The 21,401-nt window shown below is 62.0% G+C and carries 18 protein-coding genes and 1 pseudogene; 12 read left to right on the forward strand and 7 right to left on the reverse strand.

Annotated features, from left to right (window positions below; genetic code table 11):
• Positions 1-6: 6 nt before the first annotated feature.
• On the reverse strand, positions 7-2,964 hold the full coding sequence (locus tag GWL_RS00280; protein WP_008325349.1) for an ATP-binding protein: 2,958 nt from the start codon (positions 2,962-2,964) through the stop codon (positions 7-9).
• A gap of 337 nt (positions 2,965-3,301) precedes the next feature.
• Here GWL_RS00280 and GWL_RS00285 point away from each other — a divergent pair, with 337 nt between their 5' ends.
• A complete protein-coding gene (locus GWL_RS00285) occupies positions 3,302-5,257 on the forward strand; it encodes a bifunctional diguanylate cyclase/phosphodiesterase (RefSeq protein WP_008325350.1) in 1,956 nt (651 codons plus the stop codon).
• A gap of 92 nt (positions 5,258-5,349) precedes the next feature.
• Here the strand turns inward: GWL_RS00285 and GWL_RS00290 are convergent, their stop codons facing one another.
• The gene (locus GWL_RS00290) at positions 5,350-6,252 is read right to left on the reverse strand and encodes a manganese catalase family protein (RefSeq protein WP_008325351.1); all 903 of its coding nucleotides are present in this window, start codon (positions 6,250-6,252) and stop codon (positions 5,350-5,352) included.
• Between the two features lie 353 nt (positions 6,253-6,605).
• Here GWL_RS00290 and GWL_RS00295 point away from each other — a divergent pair, with 353 nt between their 5' ends.
• The 3 genes from GWL_RS00295 (at position 6,606) to GWL_RS00305 (ending at position 8,610) form a co-directional block, all read left to right on the forward strand.
• Positions 6,606-7,526 carry a ZIP family metal transporter gene (locus GWL_RS00295; RefSeq protein ID WP_008325352.1) on the forward strand — a complete coding sequence of 307 codons (921 nt, stop codon included), beginning with the start codon at positions 6,606-6,608 and terminating at the stop codon, positions 7,524-7,526.
• A 10-nt stretch (positions 7,527-7,536) separates the two neighbouring features.
• A complete protein-coding gene (locus GWL_RS00300; RefSeq protein WP_008325353.1) occupies positions 7,537-8,115 on the forward strand; it encodes a hypothetical protein in 579 nt (192 codons plus the stop codon).
• Positions 8,116-8,184: 69 nt separating this feature from the next.
• The gene (locus tag GWL_RS00305) at positions 8,185-8,610 is read left to right on the forward strand and encodes a DUF4399 domain-containing protein (RefSeq protein WP_008325355.1); all 426 of its coding nucleotides are present in this window, start codon (positions 8,185-8,187) and stop codon (positions 8,608-8,610) included.
• 159 nt (positions 8,611-8,769) lie between these two features.
• Here the strand turns inward: GWL_RS00305 and GWL_RS00310 are convergent, their stop codons facing one another.
• The gene (locus GWL_RS00310; protein WP_008325357.1) at positions 8,770-8,976 is read right to left on the reverse strand and encodes a KGG domain-containing protein; all 207 of its coding nucleotides are present in this window, start codon (positions 8,974-8,976) and stop codon (positions 8,770-8,772) included.
• 358 nt (positions 8,977-9,334) lie between these two features.
• Between GWL_RS00310 and GWL_RS00320 the strand changes: the two genes are divergently transcribed.
• The gene (locus GWL_RS00320) at positions 9,335-9,565 is read left to right on the forward strand and encodes a hypothetical protein (protein ID WP_034349639.1); all 231 of its coding nucleotides are present in this window, start codon (positions 9,335-9,337) and stop codon (positions 9,563-9,565) included.
• Between the two features lie 82 nt (positions 9,566-9,647).
• Here the strand turns inward: GWL_RS00320 and GWL_RS00325 are convergent, their stop codons facing one another.
• Positions 9,648-9,869 carry a hypothetical protein gene (locus GWL_RS00325; RefSeq protein ID WP_034349640.1) on the reverse strand — a complete coding sequence of 74 codons (222 nt, stop codon included), beginning with the start codon at positions 9,867-9,869 and terminating at the stop codon, positions 9,648-9,650.
• 274 nt (positions 9,870-10,143) lie between these two features.
• Between GWL_RS00325 and GWL_RS00330 the strand changes: the two are divergent.
• The 3 genes and pseudogenes from GWL_RS00330 to GWL_RS00340 form a co-directional block, all read left to right on the forward strand.
• Positions 10,144-10,416, forward strand: a pseudogene (locus GWL_RS00330) (glutathione-dependent formaldehyde dehydrogenase); the annotation flags it as partial.
• 256 nt (positions 10,417-10,672) lie between these two features.
• Positions 10,673-12,250 (forward strand): methyl-accepting chemotaxis protein, encoded by a 1,578-nt coding sequence (locus tag GWL_RS00335; protein WP_008325380.1) that lies wholly within the window; start codon positions 10,673-10,675, stop codon positions 12,248-12,250.
• Positions 12,251-12,253: 3 nt separating this feature from the next.
• The gene (locus tag GWL_RS00340) at positions 12,254-14,059 is read left to right on the forward strand and encodes a bifunctional diguanylate cyclase/phosphodiesterase (RefSeq protein WP_008325382.1); all 1,806 of its coding nucleotides are present in this window, start codon (positions 12,254-12,256) and stop codon (positions 14,057-14,059) included.
• Between the two features lie 59 nt (positions 14,060-14,118).
• Here GWL_RS00340 and GWL_RS00345 read toward each other — a convergent pair whose 3' ends face one another.
• Positions 14,119-14,871, reverse strand: coding sequence for a GAF domain-containing protein (locus tag GWL_RS00345; protein ID WP_008325383.1), 753 nt, complete (start codon positions 14,869-14,871; stop codon positions 14,119-14,121).
• A 294-nt stretch (positions 14,872-15,165) separates the two neighbouring features.
• On the opposite strand from GWL_RS00345, the gene GWL_RS23785 reads away from it, so the two are divergent.
• From GWL_RS23785 to GWL_RS00360, 3 genes are all read left to right on the forward strand, one after another.
• Positions 15,166-15,498 (forward strand): hypothetical protein, encoded by a 333-nt coding sequence (locus GWL_RS23785; protein WP_237713498.1) that lies wholly within the window; start codon positions 15,166-15,168, stop codon positions 15,496-15,498.
• 276 nt (positions 15,499-15,774) lie between these two features.
• Positions 15,775-16,758 carry a DUF1852 domain-containing protein gene (locus GWL_RS00355; RefSeq protein WP_008325385.1) on the forward strand — a complete coding sequence of 328 codons (984 nt, stop codon included), beginning with the start codon at positions 15,775-15,777 and terminating at the stop codon, positions 16,756-16,758.
• A 26-nt stretch (positions 16,759-16,784) separates the two neighbouring features.
• Positions 16,785-17,813, forward strand: coding sequence for a methionine synthase (locus GWL_RS00360; protein WP_008325386.1), 1,029 nt, complete (start codon positions 16,785-16,787; stop codon positions 17,811-17,813).
• Between the two features lie 316 nt (positions 17,814-18,129).
• On the opposite strand, the gene GWL_RS00365 is transcribed toward GWL_RS00360, so the two are convergent.
• A complete protein-coding gene (locus tag GWL_RS00365; RefSeq protein ID WP_008325388.1) occupies positions 18,130-19,332 on the reverse strand; it encodes an ammonium transporter in 1,203 nt (400 codons plus the stop codon).
• Positions 19,333-19,576: 244 nt separating this feature from the next.
• Positions 19,577-20,359 carry an alpha/beta fold hydrolase gene (locus GWL_RS00370; protein WP_008325389.1) on the reverse strand — a complete coding sequence of 261 codons (783 nt, stop codon included), beginning with the start codon at positions 20,357-20,359 and terminating at the stop codon, positions 19,577-19,579.
• 113 nt (positions 20,360-20,472) lie between these two features.
• Between GWL_RS00370 and GWL_RS00375 the strand changes: the two genes are divergently transcribed.
• On the forward strand, positions 20,473-21,396 hold the full coding sequence (locus tag GWL_RS00375; protein WP_008325391.1) for a LysR family transcriptional regulator: 924 nt from the start codon (positions 20,473-20,475) through the stop codon (positions 21,394-21,396).
• Positions 21,397-21,401: the final 5 nt, after the last annotated feature.

Raw genomic sequence — 21,401 nt, forward strand, 5'->3', positions numbered from 1 at the left:
TTTTTTTCATTCTGACATGGTGCGGCTCTCCAGGATCTCCTGGACGCGCCGCGCCAGCGTGTCCATCTTGAACGGCTTGGTCAGCAGCTGCATGCCGCAGGGGAGATGCCCGTTGCCGAAGGCGGCGTTTTCGGCATAGCCGGTAATGAAGAGCACTTGCAGCTGTGGCCGCGTCGCCCGGGCTGCATCGGCCACCTGGCGACCGTTGAGCCCGCCAGGCAGTCCTACATCGGTAATGAGCAGGTCGATACGGGCAGCCGAATGCAGGATGCGCAGCGCCGCAGGGCCATCGTCGGCCTGCAGGGTGGTATAGCCGGCCTCGTTGAGCACCTCCGCCGCCAGCAGGCGGATCGGGGCTTCATCGTCAACCACCAGGACCACTTCACCACTGCCGGACGCTGCGGGGGCGTCGGTGAGTTCGGCTTCCTCGGTGGGGATCTCATCCTGATGGCGCGGCAGGTAGATGGAGACCGTACTGCCCTGGCCGACTTCCGAATACAACCGCACCTGCCCGCCTGATTGGCGCGCGAAGCCGTACACCATGGACAGGCCCAAGCCGGTGCCTTCACCGAGGGGCTTGGTGGTGAAGAAGGGATCGAAGGCCCGCGCCAGCACGTCTGGCGGCATGCCCGTGCCGTTGTCGGTGACCGAGACGCAGACATACTGACCCGGTGCCAGGTCGCGCTCCTGCGCCCATGTACCCTCGAGCCACTTGTTGGCGGTCTCGATGGTCAGACGTCCGCCCTCGGGCATGGCATCGCGAGCATTGATGCACAGGTTCAGCAGGGCGCTTTCCAGTTGCGGTCCGTCCACGAAGGTCGGCCACAGGGCAACTGCCGTGACCACTTCCAGCGAGATGGACGGACCGATGGTGCGGCGGATCAGTTCTTCCATGCCGCCAATGAGGGCGTTGACGCTGGTGGCGCGCGGTGCCAGGGTCTGCCGCCGCGCAAAGGCCAGCAGCCGCTGCGTGAGCGAAGCCGCGCGTTGCGCGCTGCGCGCGGCCAGGTCGATATAGCGGAACAACTCGTCGCCGCGCCCCTGCACCAGCCGCACCCGCATCAGGTCCAGGCTGCCGGTGATGCCTCCCAGCAGGTTGTTGAAGTCATGTGCCAGGCCCCCTGTCAACTGGCCGATGGCCTCGATCTTCTGTGAATGGCGCAAGGCTTCCTCGGTGGCCATCAGTTCTCTGGTGCGGGCGCTGACTTCCGCTTCCAGCGATTCATTGATCTCGCGTAGTCGTGCTTCGCTGGCGGCCAGCGCCTGCTGGTTGCGGATACGCTCGAAGGCGGCGCGGGTCTGCTGGCTGACTTCACGAACCAGGTTCAGTTCGTTGTCGGTCCAGGTGCGCGGCACATTGCTGCTCACGTGCACAATGCCTACCAGTTCGCCCCCTTCAATGAGTGGCACATCCATGTAGGACGCCATGCCGCAGGCCAGGTGCTCCTCTTTCAGAGCGGCCGCGCGCGCATCGCTGGCGACATCGCCGACCAATACCACGCTACGGCTACGCCAGGCCTGCGCCAGTCGCCGTTCATCATGCAGGGCCAGGGCAGCGACGGTGCCGTCTTCCGGATGGAACGTCCACTGGCCCAGCTCGTCGACCTGCTGCGCAGGTCCCAGCGACTTGTAGCTGACCCAGCGTGCCGTCAGGGCCTCGCCGATGACGTGGGCCGCTGCGCTGGCGATGGCGCCCAGCGATTCGGCTGCGCGGATCGCCTCGGCCAGGCGGAACAGGGCGTGCTGGCGCGCCTCACTGTTCTTGCGCTCGGTGACGTCGCGGGTAGTCCCGGCCACCGCCTCGACTTCGCCATCCGGACCCAGCACCGGGAAGAGGATGTAGTCATAGATGCGCCGACCGAAGGTCCCGTTGAAGGGTACATCGCCGCGCACGGGGCGCTTGGTGGCGCGCACCTGTTCGATCTCGCGGCTGTGCATCTCGGCGTGCCAGGGCTCGTAGCCAAGTTCCAGGCAGTTCTTGCCGATGGCCTCATCCCAGGTCTTGCCCCACATCTGCAGCAAGACGCGGTTGGCGTAGGTGAACCGGTGATGGAGATCCCAGGCGTAGGCCAGGTCGGGAGTCGTGGAAAGGAATGTTTCGTAGAAGCGCCGACGTTGTTCGGATTCGCGCGTCAGGCGCGCCAGTTCGGCGATGGCTTGCTTCTGTACATGGATGTCGATGGAGGTGCCATACCAGTGCAGGACTTGTCGCCCCCCTGCATCCAGTTGCGGTTTGCCGCGTGTGAGGAACCAGCGGTATTGCCCGTGAGCATCGCCGATGCGGTGCTCAATGGCCAACTCCTGGCAGGCGCTACGTGCTTCCTGCCAGGCCTGCAGGGTGTGCGACTGGTCCTCGGGGTGGATGTGGCGCGCGATCATGGCCTCCAGGTTGCCTAGCCCTTCGGGAGTGATCTCGCCGGTATGTTGGCGCCATTGGTCATTGATGAATTCGAGGCTGCCGTCGGCATCGGCTATCCAGACGATCTGGGCAATGGCGCTGGTCATCAGGCGAAAGCGCGTCTGGCTTTCGTGCAACATGTGGTCGATCCGCTGCTGCCGCTCTGGCAAGGGTGGGTGCAGGTCGGCCCGCAGGCTGACCGCAAGGCCGTGCGCCTGCCGACAGCAGATGACCTCATAGGGTCGCGCCTGTCCGGCCGGCGTATGTAAGCAGTGGCGGCTGTGGCCATCTTCGAGCGTGGCACGCAGGCAGGTTTCAAGATCACCGCCCGTCAGCGTCGGCCAGGCTTGCCAGAGGATGGCACCGAGTAGCCCGGCAGCGCCGCGCGAGGAGTCCCTCGGGGGTGGTGATGCCTCCAGCAGCGTGCGCGCTGCATCATCGATATAAACCAGGCGCCACTGTGCATCCACCGCAAAGTAGGCGGCGGGGAGGACGGCAGGGACGATGGCAACGGCGGATCCGGCGGCAGGCCACAAGGGATCGGCACGAGGGAAAAGCTCGGACATGGCGTACCTTGATTTCTGGTTACGCCCGATTGTAGATGAGCGTCTGTGAGGATGCTGTAGGACAAGCGCCCGTTTTGCGGCAGCCAACGGAAAAAGACCTGCGCAAGTTCCTCCCCGGCAATTGCTCGCCAGGGCCGGCTGAACGATGCGTTCCGGCTGTCTCCCTGGCGTCGCGCCATTACCCGGAAAGCGGGTTTACATCGGGCTTTTCCTGACTTTGCAGCAGCCCCGGCGCCCCTATAATCAATGCCCGGATGACAAATGGTTGCTTGGCTGATGCCCAGCCCTCATGACGCCCTGGTCGCGGCGGACAAGTTGAAAAGGCATAGAGCAAAGGATGTCTGCTTCCTCATTGATGAACATGGTGCGCGCCTACTGGCGTGTCCATTACGATCAGCCCGAGCTGCTGATTGCGCAGTACCGCGCGTTCTCCGGCAAGATGCCGATGATGTATCTGATCCTGCTGATCAACAGCTGGGCACTGGCGCATACCTACTACCCGCTGGCCCCGCACTGGCTGACGCTGTATTTCCCGGCCGCGCTGACGGTCCTGTGCGTGACGCGCTTGAGTTTCTGGTGGCGCGGGCGCCACGTGGACCCGACCCCCGGCATGGCCGCCAGGGCGCTCAAGCGTACCAATTTCCTGGCAGCACCCATTGCGCTCAGTTTCTCGCTGTGGTCGGTGCTGATGTTTCCTTATGGCGACAGTTATGCCCAGGCCCATGTGGCGTTCTACATGGGCATCACCGTCATCTGCTGCATCTTCTGCCTGATGTACCTGCGCTCGGCGGCACTGTCGGTTGCGTTGATCGTCAATGGCATCTTCACGGTCTTCTTCCTCGGCACGCATATTCCGACCTTCGTGGCCGCTGCCATGAACGTGGTACTGGTGACCATCGGCATGCTGGCCATCGTCAACAGCCATTACAACGATTTCACCCGGCTCATTGATGCGCAGGTCAGGACGGCGCTCCTGGGCAATGAGAACCTGCGTCTGGCCAACCTCGATTCGCTCACGCAGATTCCCAATCGCCGCAAGTTCTTCGCCCAGCTCAACGAGATATGTACACGTGCCACCGCCAACGGGCAGCGCTTTGCCGTCGCCATTCTTGACCTCGATGGTTTCAAGGCCGTCAATGATCTGTATGGTCATACCCACGGTGACCAGCTGCTGGTGGAAGTGGGCCAGCGTCTGACAGCAGTGTGCCTGGACGAGCGCTTCCATCTGGCGCGCCTGGGTGGCGACGAGTTTGCCATCATCATCGATGCCGGCCTCAGCGATGAGGCCCTGACCGGTTTCGGGGATCGCATCTGCGCTGCGCTGCGCCGCCCCTTCGTGCTCTACAAGGCGACGGTGCAAATCGCTGCCTCGGTGGGCGTGGCCACCTTCCCCGACATGGCGGTTGATGCGAGTTCGCTTTATGAACATGCCGACTATGCGCTGTATCAGGGCAAGCGCGAACGGCGCGGTACCGTCACGCTCTTTTCGGAGCAGGACAAGGCGCAGATCCAGCGCAACGCCAACATCGAGCAGGCCTTGCGGCTGGCCGACTTTGATCGCGAACTGTCGGTATTCTTCCAGCCCATCGTAAGTCTGGAGGATGGCCGACCGATCGCCTTCGAAGCCCTGGCGCGCTGGCACAGCGCGGTCAAGGGCGTGGTGGCGCCGGTCGAATTCATTCCCGCTGCCGAGCGCATGGGCATCATCAACCCGTTGAGCGTGATCCTGCTGAAGAAAGCCCTGCAGGCCGCAGTCACCTGGCCGTCCGCGATCCGCCTGTCGTTCAATCTCTCGGCCAACGACATCAATACCAGCGAAGGCATGGAACAGATCGTGCAGGTGATCGCCAGCTCGGGGTTTTGTCCTGCGCGGCTGGATCTGGAAATCACCGAGACGGCCGTGTTGCAGGATCTGGAGAAATCACGCCAGCTGCTCAGTGCCGTGCGCAAGCTCGGCTGCGGTATCACGCTCGATGACTTCGGAACCGGTTATGCCAGCCTGAGCCACCTGCATGCCTTGCCGCTGACGCGCATCAAGATCGACAAGAGTTTCGTCGCCGACATCGAACACAACGAGGTCAGCCACAAGATCGTGAAGTCATTGCTGGCGCTCACGCATGACATGCAGCTGACCTGCGTGGTGGAGGGCGTGGAAACATCCGCGCATCTGCAGAGCCTGCGCGAGCTCGGAGCGCTCTATGGCCAGGGCTACCTGTTCTCGGTACCGCTGGCGGCCGGCCAGGTCCAGCCCTGGATCGAGAACCGGTCGGCTGCCACACCTCAGCGCGGCTGACGCGCTGCGTTGGGGCGATCACGGCATGATGGTCCGTGCCGGATTCGCCCGCCATCATGGCGTCGGCAGGGTGCCGACAAGGCGTCTGAGGATCAGGGCTGTTTGGCCTTGCGGTTCATCTCCGGATCGGCCGAGCCGATTTCCGCCCCCGTCAACGGTTCGCCATCCTGGGCCGAAGCGGTACGCGCGGCCATCTGGTCCAGCATGGCCTGTTCCTCCGCGCTCAGCTCGACGCTTGCCTGACCGTCGCCCCCGTCGACCGGTGTCAGGGCATCGGCGCCATCCAGACGCTCCCACTGCTTGCCGTCATTCCACGGGCCGCTCTGTTCGCCGACGCCCTGCGAGAGATTGACGTAGACCTTGGAGAAGCGCGGATCGCCAGGCAGCTTTCCCGGCGGGAAGTTGGGATGGATGGCATAGAGCGCTTTTTCGAACGATTTCTGGTGTGCGATCTCGCGCGTCATCAGGAAGCCCAGCGCTTCTTTCACGCCCGGATCATCGGTCAGATTGATGAGCCGCTCATAGACGATCTTGGCGCGTGCTTCTGCGGCGATGTTGGAGCGCAGGTCGGCGGTCGGTTCGCCGATGGTATCGATGTAGGCGGCGCTCCATGGGACCCCCGCCGAATTGACCAGTGGCGCGCCGGCCCCGTAGAGCACTTGCGTGATGTGGCTGTCGTTGCCGGCGCCGGTGATCTCCTTGTAGAGCATCCCTTCTTCTTCCACGCCTTCGGCCAGCTTTCCCTTGGCGCCCTTGTTGAGCATGACCACGATGTTGCCGATCACTTCGAGATGGCTTAGTTCTTCGGTGGCGATATCGAAGAGCATGTCCTTGCGGCCGGGATCATCCTCGGCAATGGCCTGGGTGAAGTAGCGGCAGGCAGCGGCCAGTTCGCCTTGCGGGCCGCCGAATTGTTCCAGCATCAGGTTGGCCAGCCCGGGATTGGGGCCGGCGACGCGTACCGTGTATTGCAGGCGCTTGTTGTGAGCGAACATGTCGGTCTCCTTGTCGAGGTCGGGGAATTGATGGGCAGGGCTGCCGAACGTAATCGCCTTCACCGCCTGGCAAAGAGCGGACACGTACAACAGAAACTTCATCCTAGGCGGCCGGTGCTCAGCCATACCATCGGCATGTGCGGAAAACATGCGGTGATCGGTGACGACGAAACGTGTCGGAGATCCTTAGCGCGGCAGCAGGCCGGCGTCGGACGACCACGGGTTCGAGATTCAGTGTTAGTCCGATGCAGCACCGGCAGGCGCGTCGCTAGACTTGTCGACTTGCATCGCCCTGCTGTTTGTCGGCGTCCGTCGCTGGCCTATGCTGATCCTCCCCTTCAGGCAAGGACACCATGCTCAAGAAAGTCGAGCCCGCATTGAATACCGCATCGAACTCTCCTGCCAGACCCGGGCAGTCCCCCGCCGACGTGCCCGCTGCGATTCTGCTGAGCTGGCCGATGGTTGCCGGTGGCGTGATGCTGCTGGCCGTGCTGATCGGCTGGTGGAGCGCCCAGGATGAGCGTATCTGGCGCGCCTATTGCGGCGGCATGGCTGCTGCGGCGGCAACGGCGGTGGGCACCTTGCCGCTGTTCTTTTCGCGCCGCTTCTCGCTGCGCATGGCAGATTGCTGCACCGGTTTCGGCGCGGGCGTGATGCTGGCGGCCTCGGTGTTCTCGCTCATCTTGCCGGCCCTGCACAGTCTGGAGCAGGCCGGGGCCGGCAAGCAGATGGCCAGCCTCATCGCCGGTGCCAGCGTGCTATCCGGTGCGTTGCTGGTGCTGGCCCTGCAGCGTGCGGGACGAGGGCATGACGATCTTGCGCGCCAGGCAGCGTTGCGCCGCGTGTGGCTGTTCGTGCTCACGGTCGGGCTGCACAACCTGCCGGAAGGGCTGGCGGTGGGCGTAGCGTACGGGGGTATCGCGCCGGAGCAGGCCACCGTGCTGACCTTGGGTATCGCCTTGCAGGACATTCCCGAAGGGATGATCGTGGCCACCGCCTTGCGGGGCATCGGCTATTCGCGCGCCGATGCGATCGGCTGCGGCATTCTCTCGGGGCTGGTGGAACCGCTGGCGGCAGTGGCGGGTGCAACGCTGGTATCGCTGTCGGCGACGATGCTGCCATGGGCGCTGGGCGGCGCGGCCGGCGCCATGCTGTTCGTGCTGGCCCATGAAGTGATTCCGGATCCGCATCGCCGCTGCGACGCGCTGGCGGCGAGTTGCTGTCTCATCATCGGCTTTGTGCTGATGATGGTGATGGATACGGCCCTTTCATGAGGTGCAGAGCATGAAACGGCCCGTCTTTGCCGACGATTCGACCTTCTCACCGTCAACGCTGACCTATGTCGAATTATGGCGTGGTGCTGATCTGCTCATCAGGAAAGCAGGGGAGGAGCAGTCCGGTTCACGCTGGGTCTACCTGTCGGTACTGATGATGCTGTCGTTCTGTCTGGAGGCCTATCTCAACTACGCCGGCCCGCTGCTGTTCGGCGCCAACTGGAACGAGGGGAGCCAGGCGCATGGCGCACAGGATGCCAGGGCCAAGCTGCGGCTGGTGTGTGCCGCCTGCGGCGTGGAACCCGATGTGCCTCACAAGTACCGTACCGTGGCCCTTACGCTGCTGGAACTGCGTTGCAGCCTGGGGCGAGCTACCCAAGTGCGGTTGCAGCCGCCGGGCGAGCCGACGGCACGACGCGCGCAGGCTTCCACCAGTGCGAACGATCCCGATGACCTTGCCCTCGATCCGGCCTGGAGCCCGTATTGCGAGCGCAGTGTGGTGCTCGATTACCGGATGCAGTTGCGCAGTCTGCTGGCCCGGCTGCATGCCCGCTTGCCACAGCAGGGACGCAGTGCGCTGTCGATCTGAGCGCATGCGGGCAAGGTCGCGTCTCTGCCGTTGCGACACGCAACTTTTTCATCTCTAAAGGAGACCTCCATGTTCAAGCAAATTTTCCGACGCACCCTGCAAGCCGCCGCCTCCGGCAGCTTGCTGATGCTGGTCATGCACGCTGTACCAGCCCAGGCCGATGAGCCTACCCTGAGCATTCTCGAGCCCAAGTCCGGGCAGACCGTAACCAGTCCCTTCCGTGTGCGCCTGGCTGCGCATTCCATGACCACCCGCCCGGCTGGCAAGCTGGTCGAGGGTACCGGGCATCATCATGTGCTCATCAATCACGGTGCCGTGGGCAAGGGAGATGTCATACCGCACGACGATACGCACATCCACCTGGACAATGGCCAGACCGAAACCATGCTCTCGCTGCCCCCCGGAAAATACAAGCTCACGGCGCAGTTTGCCGATGGCGAGCACCGCTCTTACGGGCACATGATGGCGCACGGCATCAACATCACCGTGAAATAGACGAGGAAAGCGAGCCAGGGAAGGTGACGGGCCGTCAATGACGAGCTCCGCGATCGATCCAGGCTCATCCTGAACTGCTCACGTTGATGTAGCCGAGGGAGCACAGGGCAACAAAAAAGGGCCCCGCAGGGCCCTCTAACTTCAGCGTTGCACTACCGGTTAACGGCTGTTGCTCTGGTTGCCGCCGTTGTGGCTGTTCTGACCGCCCTTGCGGCCGGCTTCACGCGCTTCGTCGGAGCTGAACTCGTGCGCAGTACCCTTCTCGTGAGCGGCCTTGCCGCCCTGGCTGGCGATCTCGCGCTGCTTGTTTTCATCCATCGAAGCGAAGCCGCGGTTGCTGGTGGAGCCTTGGTTCTGGTTTGCCATGATGTATCTCCTTGGTTCATGAGGGGTGGAAAAATTCCGCAGGGCTTTATCTTCCCTACGAGTCCTCATCTTAGACAGACCGCACGGTGGCGACCATCAGCGTCTTTCTCTTCAAGGGGGCGGTGCCTGCTGTCAGTCATGCCAGCGTCCCTGAAGAAGAGTCTGTCGATGAAGGTGCATCGATTCATCTGGCGCGCTGTCGCTCCATCATGAGCGTGATGGCAGAGGATCGCGGACGCGAGGAACCTGCAGCAGGCAAAGTACTCCATGGCTTGTTCAACACTACGCATGCGCATTGTCGCGCTTGGCCGCCACTCTGACGGGCAGCCGGCGAGACAGGCATCACCGGGACATGACAATGAAGAAGAAACAAGCGCTGATCGAGGGAGTGAACCGGCTCAAGGCCTCGCATGAACAGGCAGCCGCGATCCTGCAGGGGATCGTGCATGACGCGGTGCGGGTGAGCAAGGGCGGTGAAGGACTGCCCGAGCGGCGCGACTTGCGTCGTTACCGTCGGGCCATCAAGGAGTTGAAACTGCAGTGCCTGCAGGTGGAGATGGTGTTGGCCGAATTCGATCGTGAACAATGATCGCTACCGTTGGTCCTGGCGGCCCGGTGGGCCGGCCAGGGCGATCTATACTTGCGCCCCTGGCTGCGAGCGGGCTTGCGTGTCATAGCTGCGGGCTGTTCTCGCGCATGTCCTGCTCGGAATAATTGTCGCCTTCCGGCTTGTTGCGTGAGGCCGGCTTGTCGCTGTCGCCGGGTGCGTATTGCCGGCCATGGGCCAACATGTCACGCTCGCTGGTGCCATTGCGCTGGTTGCCTTTCGTCTGGAGGTCTTGCGGGCCGGAGGTGTCGGCGGGGTGAGTATGTCGGTTCAGTGCGTCGGTCATGGTGTTCTCCTGATCGTGGTCAATGAAATGAGCGTGAAATGAGCGGGCTGCGGCAACACAAGGCCGCGGCGCCGTCCATATCGGATGCTAATGCTGCCGCCATGGCGTGTATGTCGGCCAGTGCCGCGCATGCAGGTGGCCAACACTGACAGTATGACGCGAGCGGCGGTCGCGGCCAGCCTGCTGGCAGTCGATTGCGCGCACGCTCATCAAGCGGCGCTGACGCCTCCGACAGTCGCCGCCCACAGGGCCAGGCGAGACACGCTGATGTTCGCGGCGCGGCGGGACGGTGAGTGTGCCGGGCGTGTATGCCGGGTTCATCCACGGCTTCCTGTTCGGCGACATCTTCGAGAAGGGGCTGACCATCAAGACAGGCCAGACCCATGTGCAGCATTACATGCCGGAGCTGCTGACCAGTATCGAGGATGGCTGGCTGCGCCCGGAAGCCATCATCACGCATCGCCTGCCCCTGGACCAAGCGGCCGAAGGCTATCGGATCTTCAACGAGAAGCGCGAGAATTGTCGCAAGGTGGTGCTCACTACGTGACGCGCTGACATTCTTCTCCCCATGTAAGCGATCACTTGGCCGAGCGCCAGCGATCTGCCAACTACTCGCATTGGCGTCATCAGTATGTCATAACGTGATGGAAACGAGACACGTCCGCAAGTTTCATTTGCTGGTAAGACCTTTGTGTGAGTAAATACTGCAAAAATTATGAAATATGCGAATAAAACATCGCGATGTTTCGTGATTATTTGCATATTTTTCATATTTTTATCGCAAACGTGATCCGGGAAAGTGAATGAAGGCTTTGTCAAACATGAAGATCGGCGTGAAGCTGAGCTTGGGGTTCGCCAGTCTGCTGGTGATGATGCTCGTACTGGTCGGGGTGGCCATGGTGGGGATCAATGCCTTGCGCGCCTCGATCGCGCGTGCCAATGAAGAACAGAACGAAAGCCTGAAACCGCTCTACGAGGCGCGCGAAGCGCTGGATCAGACCGGTCTGGCCGCACGCAATGCGTACGTCTTCCTGAGCGACGCCGATGCGCAATCCGAACTGAAGATCCTCGACCAGCAGAAGGCGCTCTATCTCAAGCTGTTGCAGAAGCTGGAACCGCGCCTGGCCGGCCTCCCGCAGTTCGCCATCGTGCGCACCGGCTTGCTGCAGATGGCTGATGAACTCAAGCGTCCGCGTCAATATCGCGAGAGCGGGGCGATGGAGGCGTATCGCGATTTCCTTGTCAATGATTGCAGTCCCTTGCGGCGCAAGATCGTGGGCGACATCAACCTGCTCATCGAGCAGATCGATGCACAAAGTACGGCAGCAGGCGCGCAGGTCGAGCGCTCGGCGACCGACGCTCTGCGTTTCATCGCCATGCTGGCGGCGGTGGCGATCCTGATTGCGGTGGGGGTGGCCTTCACCATTACGCGCGGACTGTTGCGTCAGCTCGGCGGTGAACCGGCCTATGCGATGGCCATCGCGCAGCGCATTGCGCATGGCGACCTGGCCGTGGAGGTCGTCACCCGAACCAACGACCGGAGCAGCCTGCTGCATGCGCTGGGCATGATGCGCGACAGCCTGGCTGCCATCGTCGGCCAGGTACGTCAGGGAACCGATGCGATCGAACGTGCGGCCACTGAAATCGCCTCGGGCAACACGGACCTCTCCGGCCGCACGGAACGTCAGGCCAGCTCGCTGGAGGAAACCGCCAGTGCCATGGAGCAGATCACCTCGGCCGTGCGACAGAGTGCGGCCAACGCGGTACAGGCCAATGAACTGGCGGCCTCGGCCTCGGATATCGCGGTCAGGGGCGGCGACATGATGGGCAATGTCGTGGCGACGATGGAAGACATCCATCAATCCTCGGTCAAGATCGTGGATATCATCAGCGTGATTGATGGCATCGCTTTCCAGACCAACATCCTGGCGCTCAATGCCGCCGTCGAGGCGGCTCGGGCGGGCGAGGGCGGACGCGGCTTTGCGGTGGTGGCCTCGGAGGTGCGTACCCTGGCCCAGCGCAGCGCCTCGGCGGCCAAGGAAATCAAGGAACTGATCGGCGCCTCGGTGGCCAAGGTCGATAGTGGCAGCGACCAGGTCAAGGATGCCGGCCGGACCATGGAAGAGATCGTCGCCAGCGTGCGCAAGGTGACTGAGGTGATCGCCGAGATCAGTCTGTCCAGCCGCGAACAGAGCGAGGGTATCGAGCAGGTCAACGATGCCATCGGTCACATGGATGAAGCGACCCAGCAGAATTCGGCACTGGTGGAACAGGCCGCTGCGGCAGCAGAGGCGCTGACCTCGCAGGCCGGTGCCCTGGCGCGCCTGGTTTCCACCTTCAAGCTGGCGCCGAGCGGGCGTACGGCGCTCGTGGCGGGTTGATTCGTGCTTCTTGAAAATACCGGCCACGCCTACTGTGCAGCCCCGGCCGCCTTGCCGGACGATGAAGGTGCACGCCTGGCGGCGTTGCAGGGATATTGCGTACTCGATACGCTGCCCGACAAGTCCTGTGACCAGATCACCGAACTGGCGCGCACGCTCTTTGGCGTGGAGATCGCCCTGATCTCGCTGGTGGACGAGGATAGGCAGTGGTTCAAGTCCCGTGCCGGTCTATCGGCGCAGGAGACTCCGCGCTCGATGTCCTTCTGCGCCCATGCCATTCTGGCGCGCGGCAGCCTGGTGGTGCTCGATACGCATCAGGATGGGCGCTTTCGCAACAACCCGCTGGTGACTGCTGCACCGCGCATCCGCTTCTACGCAGGCGCGCTGCTGAGATCGTCGCAAGGTCATGCGCTGGGTACGCTCTGTCTGATCGATCCGCGTCCCCGCGAGCACTTCGGGCCGGCCGAGATGGCCAGGCTGGAGCAACTGGCCTGCATGGTCATGGAGCGGCTCGAACAGCTGCGCAACCGGGGCTATACCGACCATGTGACGGGTTTGCCCAATCGCGCCCGGCTCATGGAAGTGCTGCGCGCACGGGCGCATGTAAAGGGCGATACCGGCTTGCCGTGCGCAGCGCTGGGCGTGGATATCTGTTCACGTGAATATCTGTTCGACATGGTCAAGGCACTGGGCTGGGATTATGCCGAGTCCTTCCTGGTACAGGTCAGTCGTGCCTTGTGCGAAGCGCTGGACTACCAGCCGGTCTATCGTGTGACCACGACCACCTTCGTCTTCCTCCACGAAGGAACTGCCGCGCAGCGACAGGAGCACATCGCCAACGTGCGTCAACAGTTCGTCCAGGCGCTGGAAATCCACGGCATTCCGCATCAGCTCGACATCGCCATCGGCGTACTGCCGGCGGTAGATGACATTGCCGGCAGCGACGTCGTCCGCTCGCTGCTGACCGTCATCGACGTGGGTCGCGAGGAGGGCATCTGTCCGCGTCAGTTCGAATCGGTACATGCGGAAAACCAGCGCAATGCGTTCTGGTTGCTGTCGGCGCTGCCGATGGCCTTCAACTCTTCCGATGAACTGAGCCTGCATTACCAGCCCAAGGTGCGCTTGCGCGACAGCAGTTGCGTGGGGGTGGAAGCACTGATCCGCTGGCATCACCCTGTCCTGGGCAACATCTCGCCCGCGATCTTCATCGCGCTGGCCGAGAAGACGGCGCAAATTCGCCAGATCACGGCCTGGGTCGTGCGCCATGCGGTGGTGCAGGCGGCCGCCTGGCATGCGCGCGGCCATCGGGTGCCCATTGCCATCAATACCTCGGCGCGCGATTTCGAGTCCGACGACATCCTGCGCCTGCTGGCCGCCCAACTGAAGCAGCATGCGGTCCCGCCGGGTCTGATTGAAATCGAATTCACCGAAAGCGCCATGGCCAGCAATCCTGCAGTGGTGCGCCAGCGCGTGCAGGCCATCCGCGAGCTGGGCGTGAAGGTGGCCATCGATGACTTCGGCAGCGGCTTCAGCAATCTGTCCTACCTGAAGAGCATTCCGGCTGACATCATGAAGATCGATCGTTCCTTCATCAGCAGACTGGTCGAAAACGAGGCCGATCAGGTGATCGTGCCTTCCATCATCCATCTGGCCCATCAGCTGGGGTTCAGCGTCGTGGCCGAAGGTGTGGAGAGCGAGCAAACCGCCAGGATCCTGCATCACCTGGGCTGTGACTTCGCCCAGGGCTATGCGATTGCGCGACCGATGCCGGCAGAGGAACTGGAGGAGTGGCTGGGGATGGTGCGATGAGCAGCGGCTGCTTCTTGAGCTTGCGCGTAAGCGCCTGCACGCTGCTCAGGGTGGAGAAGTCACTGGCGTTTCGATTCCAGCAGTTGCAGCGACAGGATGTCGGTCGCCAGGGCTGCGAGTTCTTCCAGCGCCTGTCGTTCGTGGGCGCGCAAGATGCGCGGTTCGGTGTCGATCACGCACAGCGAGCCAAAGGCACGGTCCTGGTACATCAGGCGGATGCCGGCATAGAAGCGGATGAAGGGTACGCCCGTGACCATCGGGTTATTGACGAAGCGGGGATCCTTGGTGGCATCGGAGACGGTGAAGATTTCCTCCTGCATCACGGCGTAATTGCAGAAGGCCCACGAGCGCGGCGTGGAGCTGATGTTCAGGCCATGTGCCGCACGGAAGATCTGCAGCTCCGAGGTCAGGAAAGTGACCAGGGCAATGGGTACATCCAGCAGTTCGCTGGCGAGCCATGTCAGGCGATGAAAGCGGGCCTCGGAATGTGTGTCTTCCATTGTCTGTTCAACAAAGCGCGCACGTTCTGGCTCGTTCGGGCTGACCGGATAAGGAACCTCGATCTGTGGCCCAGCGTGACCGGCAGTGGGCTCGGGTTGTTTCACTTCACGATGGCCAAGCAAGGTCATGACCGAGCTCAGCCGGGTGCGCCGATGGCCGCCCGGCGTTTTCCAGGAGGCCAGCATGCCGCTCTCCATCCACATCTGGGCGGTCGTGATCGATACCCCCAGCAGTCGGGCAGCTTCTCGCGAAGTCATCGCCGGGTCCCCGGGGGGCATCTCGTTGTCATCAGATGGTACTGCACGACCCATTTGATTGATCCTTGTAAAAGTATAGCTGTGCGGTGAGTGAATTTGTATATTTCACATATTTAATATTTTTCGCATGGCAGAAATGCAACGAATCGTAGATTCTTTAATATCTTTCACTTTCCGGAGCATATGCTGTGGGCAAAATATGAAATAAACAAAGCTTCATACTGTAGTCAGGGGAGCTTACGTGTTCCTTGTCATTACCGGATTCTCGCTCTGCGGGAATGCGTGGATGTGCGCCATCTTGCAGGGATGTCCTTGCCAAGCGGGCATTGTAGTGCGCATTGCGAAAAGATGTCGGACAAGCGCCCGCGTTTTGTCCGGAAGCTGACCTGCGTCAAGCCTTGGAGGCCGGCAGGCTGGTTGGAGTGGGGAAGAGAGGGCAACGCTGTGGAAAAAACGGGAGAAGCCATGGGGGTGCAAGAGCAGTCCTCCTCGATTTCTCATGAGATGAAAATCCGAATCGGGGGTACCACCTATCTGATTGAAAGCCGCGCCTCGGGCGGGCCTGACGAACATCGGCTGTATGCCTATCGCGTCTGGTGCGATGGCGAATTGGTGAAGGATTGGACCGAGGGCAACATGGCCGACTTTTTCGGCAAGCTGCCCCCGGCTCACGTGCAATAGAACGCAACTGCTCCGGCGCATCCTCCGCGCCGGAACGCTGTCCCGCCTTCTCATCCCCCCGAGAAGGCGTTTGCCCTGCTCCGCGAGGAGCGGGGCTTTTTTTCGCCCGCGCCCCGGGCCGGGAATGGAAATGTATGAGCCAATCTCATTGGTCAATGAGATCAAATCATTTTTATTCATGGATTGGGCAGCATAGAATTCGCCCGGTACATTGACCGCATCGAGTCCGCCGCGCTGTCGGCAGACACGACTTCAGCACAGGGGCGCAGAAACATCATGAGCAAGGACTTCGCATTTGCCATCAAGAGCATTTGTTTCGACGAGGATTATCATCCCGCCGACAACACGCGCATCACCACCAACTTCGCCAACCTGGCCAGGGGCGCGCAGCGTCAGGAGAACCTGCGCAACACCTTCCGCATGATCAACAACCGTTTCAATGCACTGGCCCAATGGGATAATCCCAAGGCCGACCGTTATGCCGTGGCATTGGAGATCATCTCGGTGGAAATGGGCCTGGCAGGACAGGATACCGGCCAGGCACTGCCATTGATCGAGGTGCTCAAGACCAACATCCTCGATCACCGGACCGGTGAACGCATCGAAGGGATCGTTGGCAACAATTTTTCTTCTTACGTGCGCGACTACGATTTCAGCGTCGTCTTGCTGGAGCACACGAAGCAGCAGCCAAGCTTCAGCGTGCCGGAGAATTTCGGCGAACTGCATGGCAGGCTGTTCAAACAATTCGTCCAATCGGAGGCCTACCGGGCGCACTTCAGCAAGCCGCCCGTGATCTGCCTGAGCGTGGCCAGCAGCAAGACCTATCACCGTACCGAAAATGTGCATCCGGTACTGGGCGTAGAGTATCTCCAGAACGAAAGCTCACTGACCGATGCCTACTTCGCCAAGATGGGCCTGAAGGTCCGCTACTTCATGCCGCCCGACAGTGCCGCTCCGCTGGCCTTCTACTTCAGCGGCGACCTGCTGCGCGACTACTCGAATCTGGAGCTGATCGGCACCATCAGCACGATGGAGACCTTCCAGAAGATCTATCGCCCCGAAATCTACAACGCCAATTCCGCCGCCGGAAAGACCTACCGCCCCAGTCTGCAGCATGAGGACTATTCCCTCACGCGCATCGTCTATGACCGCGAGGAGCGCAGTCGTCTGGCGCTCCAGCAGGGACGCTTTGCCGAGGAGCACTTCATCAAGCCGTATCGCAGCGTGCTCGAACAGTGGTCGTCTGCTTGCACCCATTGATCTCTCCACCCACAAGGTTCTCCATCGTGAAAAAACTATTGCCCACCTCCACCGCCGGCAGCCTGCCCAAGCCCGTCTGGCTGGCCGAGCCCGAGACTCTCTGGTCCCCCTGGAAGCTGCAGGGGGATGAACTGCTGGAAGCCAAGCGCGATGCGTTGCGCCTGTCGTTGCAGCAACAGCGACGGGCGGGCATCGATATCGTCAGTGATGGCGAGCAGACGCGTCAGCATTTCGTGACCACCTTCATCGAGCATCTTGACGGGGTGGATTTTGCCAGGCGCGAGACGGTGCGCATCCGCAATCGCTACGATGCCAGCGTGCCGACGGTGGTCGGTGCGGTCTCGCGCCAGAAGCCGGTGTTCGTCGACGATGCGCGCTTCCTGCGCAGCCAGACCCGGCAGCCGATCAAGTGGGCCCTGCCCGGACCGATGACCATGATTGATACTCTCTACGACAGCCACTACAAGAGTCGCGAGAAGCTGGCCTGGGAATTCGCCACGATCCTCAACCAGGAAGCGCGCGAATTGGAGGCGGCAGGGGTGGACATCATCCAGTTCGATGAACCGGCCTTCAATGTCTTCTTCGATGAGGTCAACGACTGGGGCGTGGCCACGCTGGAGCGGGCCATTGAGGGGCTCAAGTGCGAGACCGCCGTGCACATCTGCTATGGCTACGGCATCAAGGCCAACACGGAGTGGAAGAAGACACTGGGTTCGCAGTGGCGACAGTATGAGGAGACCTTCCCCAAATTGCAGGCATCGGGCATCGGCATCGTCTCCCTGGAATGCCACAACGCGCGCGTTCCCATGGATCTGATCGGACTCATTGCCGGCAAGAAGGTGATGGTGGGAGCCATCGATGTGGCCAATCACACCATCGAAACGCCTGAGGAAGTCGCGGCCACCCTGCGCCAGGCATTGCAGTTCGTGGAGGCGGACAAGCTCTATCCCTGTACCAATTGCGGGATGGCGCCGCTGCCCAGGGAGGTAGCGGCCGGCAAGCTCGATGCCTTGTGTGCGGGGGCGGAGATTGTGCGCCGGGAGCTGGGGGCTTGATTATCTTGCCCACGCTCTGAACGTCGACGTAGGCATTCGTCGTGACCACGATCTGCAACAGCGGTGAAGCACCGACGATCATCGACTGTCTGCAGTACCCCCCAGCCACGAGCAGTTGGTCAAGCTGATCCGGGATGCCGGTCTCGCGGTGCGCGAAGCCCTGCGTCAAAAGGCAGGTCCCTGACGGATTGATATGGCGAGCCAAGAGAATGCGCCGCGGACCTGTCCAGGCGCATGAATCAGACTGTCCTGCGGGCTCGAAGTCCGTCAGCGCTTGCCGCAATCAACGGACTTCATCTGCATTGCCTCACCGGACTTACCAACTGGTCTCCCTCTCCGCGGTCGAAGAAATCTTGTGAATGGCCAGATCCGCGCCTTCAAATTCCTGTTCCGGATCAAGACGAATCCCCACCATTTTCTTCAGCAAGCCATAGACGATCCAGCCTCCTGCCGCCGCAATGGCAATGCCCATAAGGCTGCCGATGAGCTGCGACATGAACGACACACCGCCCCTTCCGCCCAGGGCTTGCAAGCCGAAGATGCCGGCTGCGAGTCCGCCCCACAGACCGCACAGCCCGTGCAGCGGCCATACGCCCAGTACATCGTCGATCTTCCACTTGTTCTGCGTGCGGGTGAACATCCATACGAAAATCGCGCCTGCAATGCCACCCGTGACCAGCGCGCCCAGCGGGTGCATCAGGTCCGAGCCAGCGCATACCGCTACCAGTCCGGCTAGCGGACCGTTGTAGGCAAAACCGGGATCGTTGCGACCCATCATCAGGGCCACCAGCGTCCCCCCGGCCATGGCCATGAGCGAATTCATCGCGACCAGGCCATTCATCTTGTCCAGCGTCTGCGCGCTCATCACGTTGAAGCCGAACCAGCCCACCGTCAGGATCCATGCGCCCAGGGCCAGGAAGGGTATGTTGGAGGGGGGATGCGCCGCCACCGCACCTTCCTTGCTGTAACGGCCACGCCGCGCGCCCAGCAGCAGCACCGCAGGCAGGGCGATCCAGCCGCCTACGGCGTGGACCACGATGGAACCGGCGAAGTCATGGAACTGCGCACCGAAGGTCGCCGCCAGCCAGGCTTGCACACCCAGGTGCTGGTTCCAGGCAATGCCCTCGAAGAAGGGATAAACCACACCCACCAGCACGGCCGTGGCCACCAGCTGCGGATTGAACTTGGAACGCTCGGCAATGCCGCCCGAGATGATGGCCGGAATGGCCGCCGCAAAGGTCAGCAGGAAAAAGAACTTCACCAGCTCGAAACCACTGCGCTGGGCCAGCGTCTCGGCTCCCGCAAAGAAGCTCACGCCATAGGCCACGTAGTAGCCGATGAAGAAGTAGACGATGGTCGAGACCGCAAAGTCCGCCAGGATCTTCACCAGAGCATTGACCTGGTTCTTCTTGCGTACCGTCCCCAGCTCAAGGAAGGCAAAGCCGGCGTGCATGGCCAGAATCATGATCGCCCCCAGCAGGATGAAGAGGGCGTCTGCGCCGTTTTTGTGATCGTCCACCAGAAAATCTCCCAAAAAGTGTGCGAGAAAATGCTTGAAAGCCAGGACTAAAGCAATTTCCGTTCCATTTTGGTGAGAAATTCTCAGGCCGTTGATTTTAAAAGACTTTTATGGTGCATCATGATCTTGTTAGTGAATGCTGCGCACGAACTTAGTGCATTTCGAGGATGGGCCGAGGAGGCGAGCTGCATTTTGGTGCGAGGGCCCAATGGTCTGGGCCTCCCCGGATGGGAGCGCCGTTTTTTCAGTCGGCCAGTGTGCCGATGAACCCCTCGATCTGTTGCGCGACCGCCTCCGGATCCTCCAGCAAAGACAGGTGGCCCACGCCAGGCAGGATGTGCAGACGGGCGTGGGGCAGACGCGGCAGCAGCTCCGCCTGCAATGTCGTGACCCGGTCGACCTGATCGTGCTCGCCCGCGATGACCAGCGTAGGGACATTGATGGTGGCCACGGCGGTCGTGATGTCTTCGGCCATCGCCACATTGGGCCAGGCGCGCTTGGCCTGTGGTGCAGCCCGCAGGCTGTCCTCGATGACCTGCTCGCGCCGTGCGTCGCTCAGGGGGCTGGCCGTGAGCACATGGTCGAGGACGAATTCGACCGATTCTCTGGATTGATAGGCGCCTGCGAGCATCGCGCGCTGATCTTCGGAAAGCAGCATGGGCGACGGCGGCGAGGGCGCGATCAGGATCAGCCCTTGCAGCCCGTGTGGTCGCCGCGAGGCCATCAGCTGCGCGACCTTGCCACCCATGGAGTGTCCGACCAGGACGTAGCGCTGCAGCCCCAGCGCCGCGATGACACCCTCGGCATCAGCGGCAAGATCGGCAATCCCGTAGCCCTCGGCTGGCGCATCGGACTGGCCCCAGCCGCGATGGTCGGTGGCGATGATGCGGTAGCGCTGCGCCAGTTTGCCGGCCACTGCATCCCAGGTCCGCGACGAACCGCCGTAGTAGTGCAGCAACACCAGCGCCAGCTCGCCACTGCCTTGTTGCGCCACATGGATGCGCGTTCCGTTTGTTTGGATGTGCATTTCTCTGCTCCTTTTGTGATGGGGTCCTGCAATGTTAGATTCGATTTCATGAATTTATAATTGCTTAACTATTAGTGACAGTCGAAACCAGAATGATCGAATAAGGAAAGAGAATGGATCAGCTGATGAGCCTCAATGTCTTCGTGGCGGCGGTAGAGGAGGGCAGTTTTGCCGGCGCCGGGCGGCGCTTGCACCTGTCGCCCGCCATGGCCGGCAAGTACGTCAGCCACATGGAGGCCCGCTTGAGTGCCCGCCTGTTTCAGCGGACGACTCGACGCCTGAGTCTCACGGAGGTGGGGCGGACATACTACGAACGCAGCCGGCAGATTCTCGGTGCGCTGGACGAGGCCAACCGCGAAGCGACGGCCGCGCAAGGCAGCGCGCGCGGCCTGCTGCGCGTGGCGGTGCCGGTCACCTTTGGTGCCCTGCATCTGGGTGCGGTGGTGGCGCGCTATGTGGCGCACCATCCCGAGGTCAACGTGGAGGTCTTGCTGGGAGACCGCTACATCGATCTGCTCGATGCGGGCGTGGATGTGGCGATCCGGATCGGACAGCTCGATGATCCGGCGCTGGTGACGCGTCGTCTGGCCTCCTGCCCTATGGTGGTATGCGCTTCGGCCGGTTTTGTCGAACGGCATGGCCTGCCGCGTACACCGGAGGACCTGCAGCAGCTGCCGCGTCTGGCCTTCAGCGAAGCGGTGTCCGCCGGGGACTGGACCTTCACGGATGACTCGGGGCGCTCATATCGCATCGACGGCCCCTGCCGGGTCGTGGCCAACAACATGCAGATGTTGCTGGCGTGCGCGCTGGCGGGGGCGGGTGTGGCCTACGGGCCGGCCTTCGTGTTTGGTGAGGACATACGGCAGGGGCGCTTGCTTGCCCTGCTCCCCGATTACGCTACCACTGCATTGACCATGCAGGCGGTTTATCCCGGCGCGCGGGGAATTCCGATCAAAGTGCGCCGCTTCGTCGACTATCTCGCCGAGGACTTCGGCAGTCATCCTCCGTGGGCGCCGCAGGAAACGCCGCGTACCTAGGGCCC

The sequence above is a fragment of the Herbaspirillum sp. GW103 genome, assembly GCF_000261365.1.
Taxonomy (GTDB): domain Bacteria; phylum Pseudomonadota; class Gammaproteobacteria; order Burkholderiales; family Burkholderiaceae_D; genus Herbaspirillum.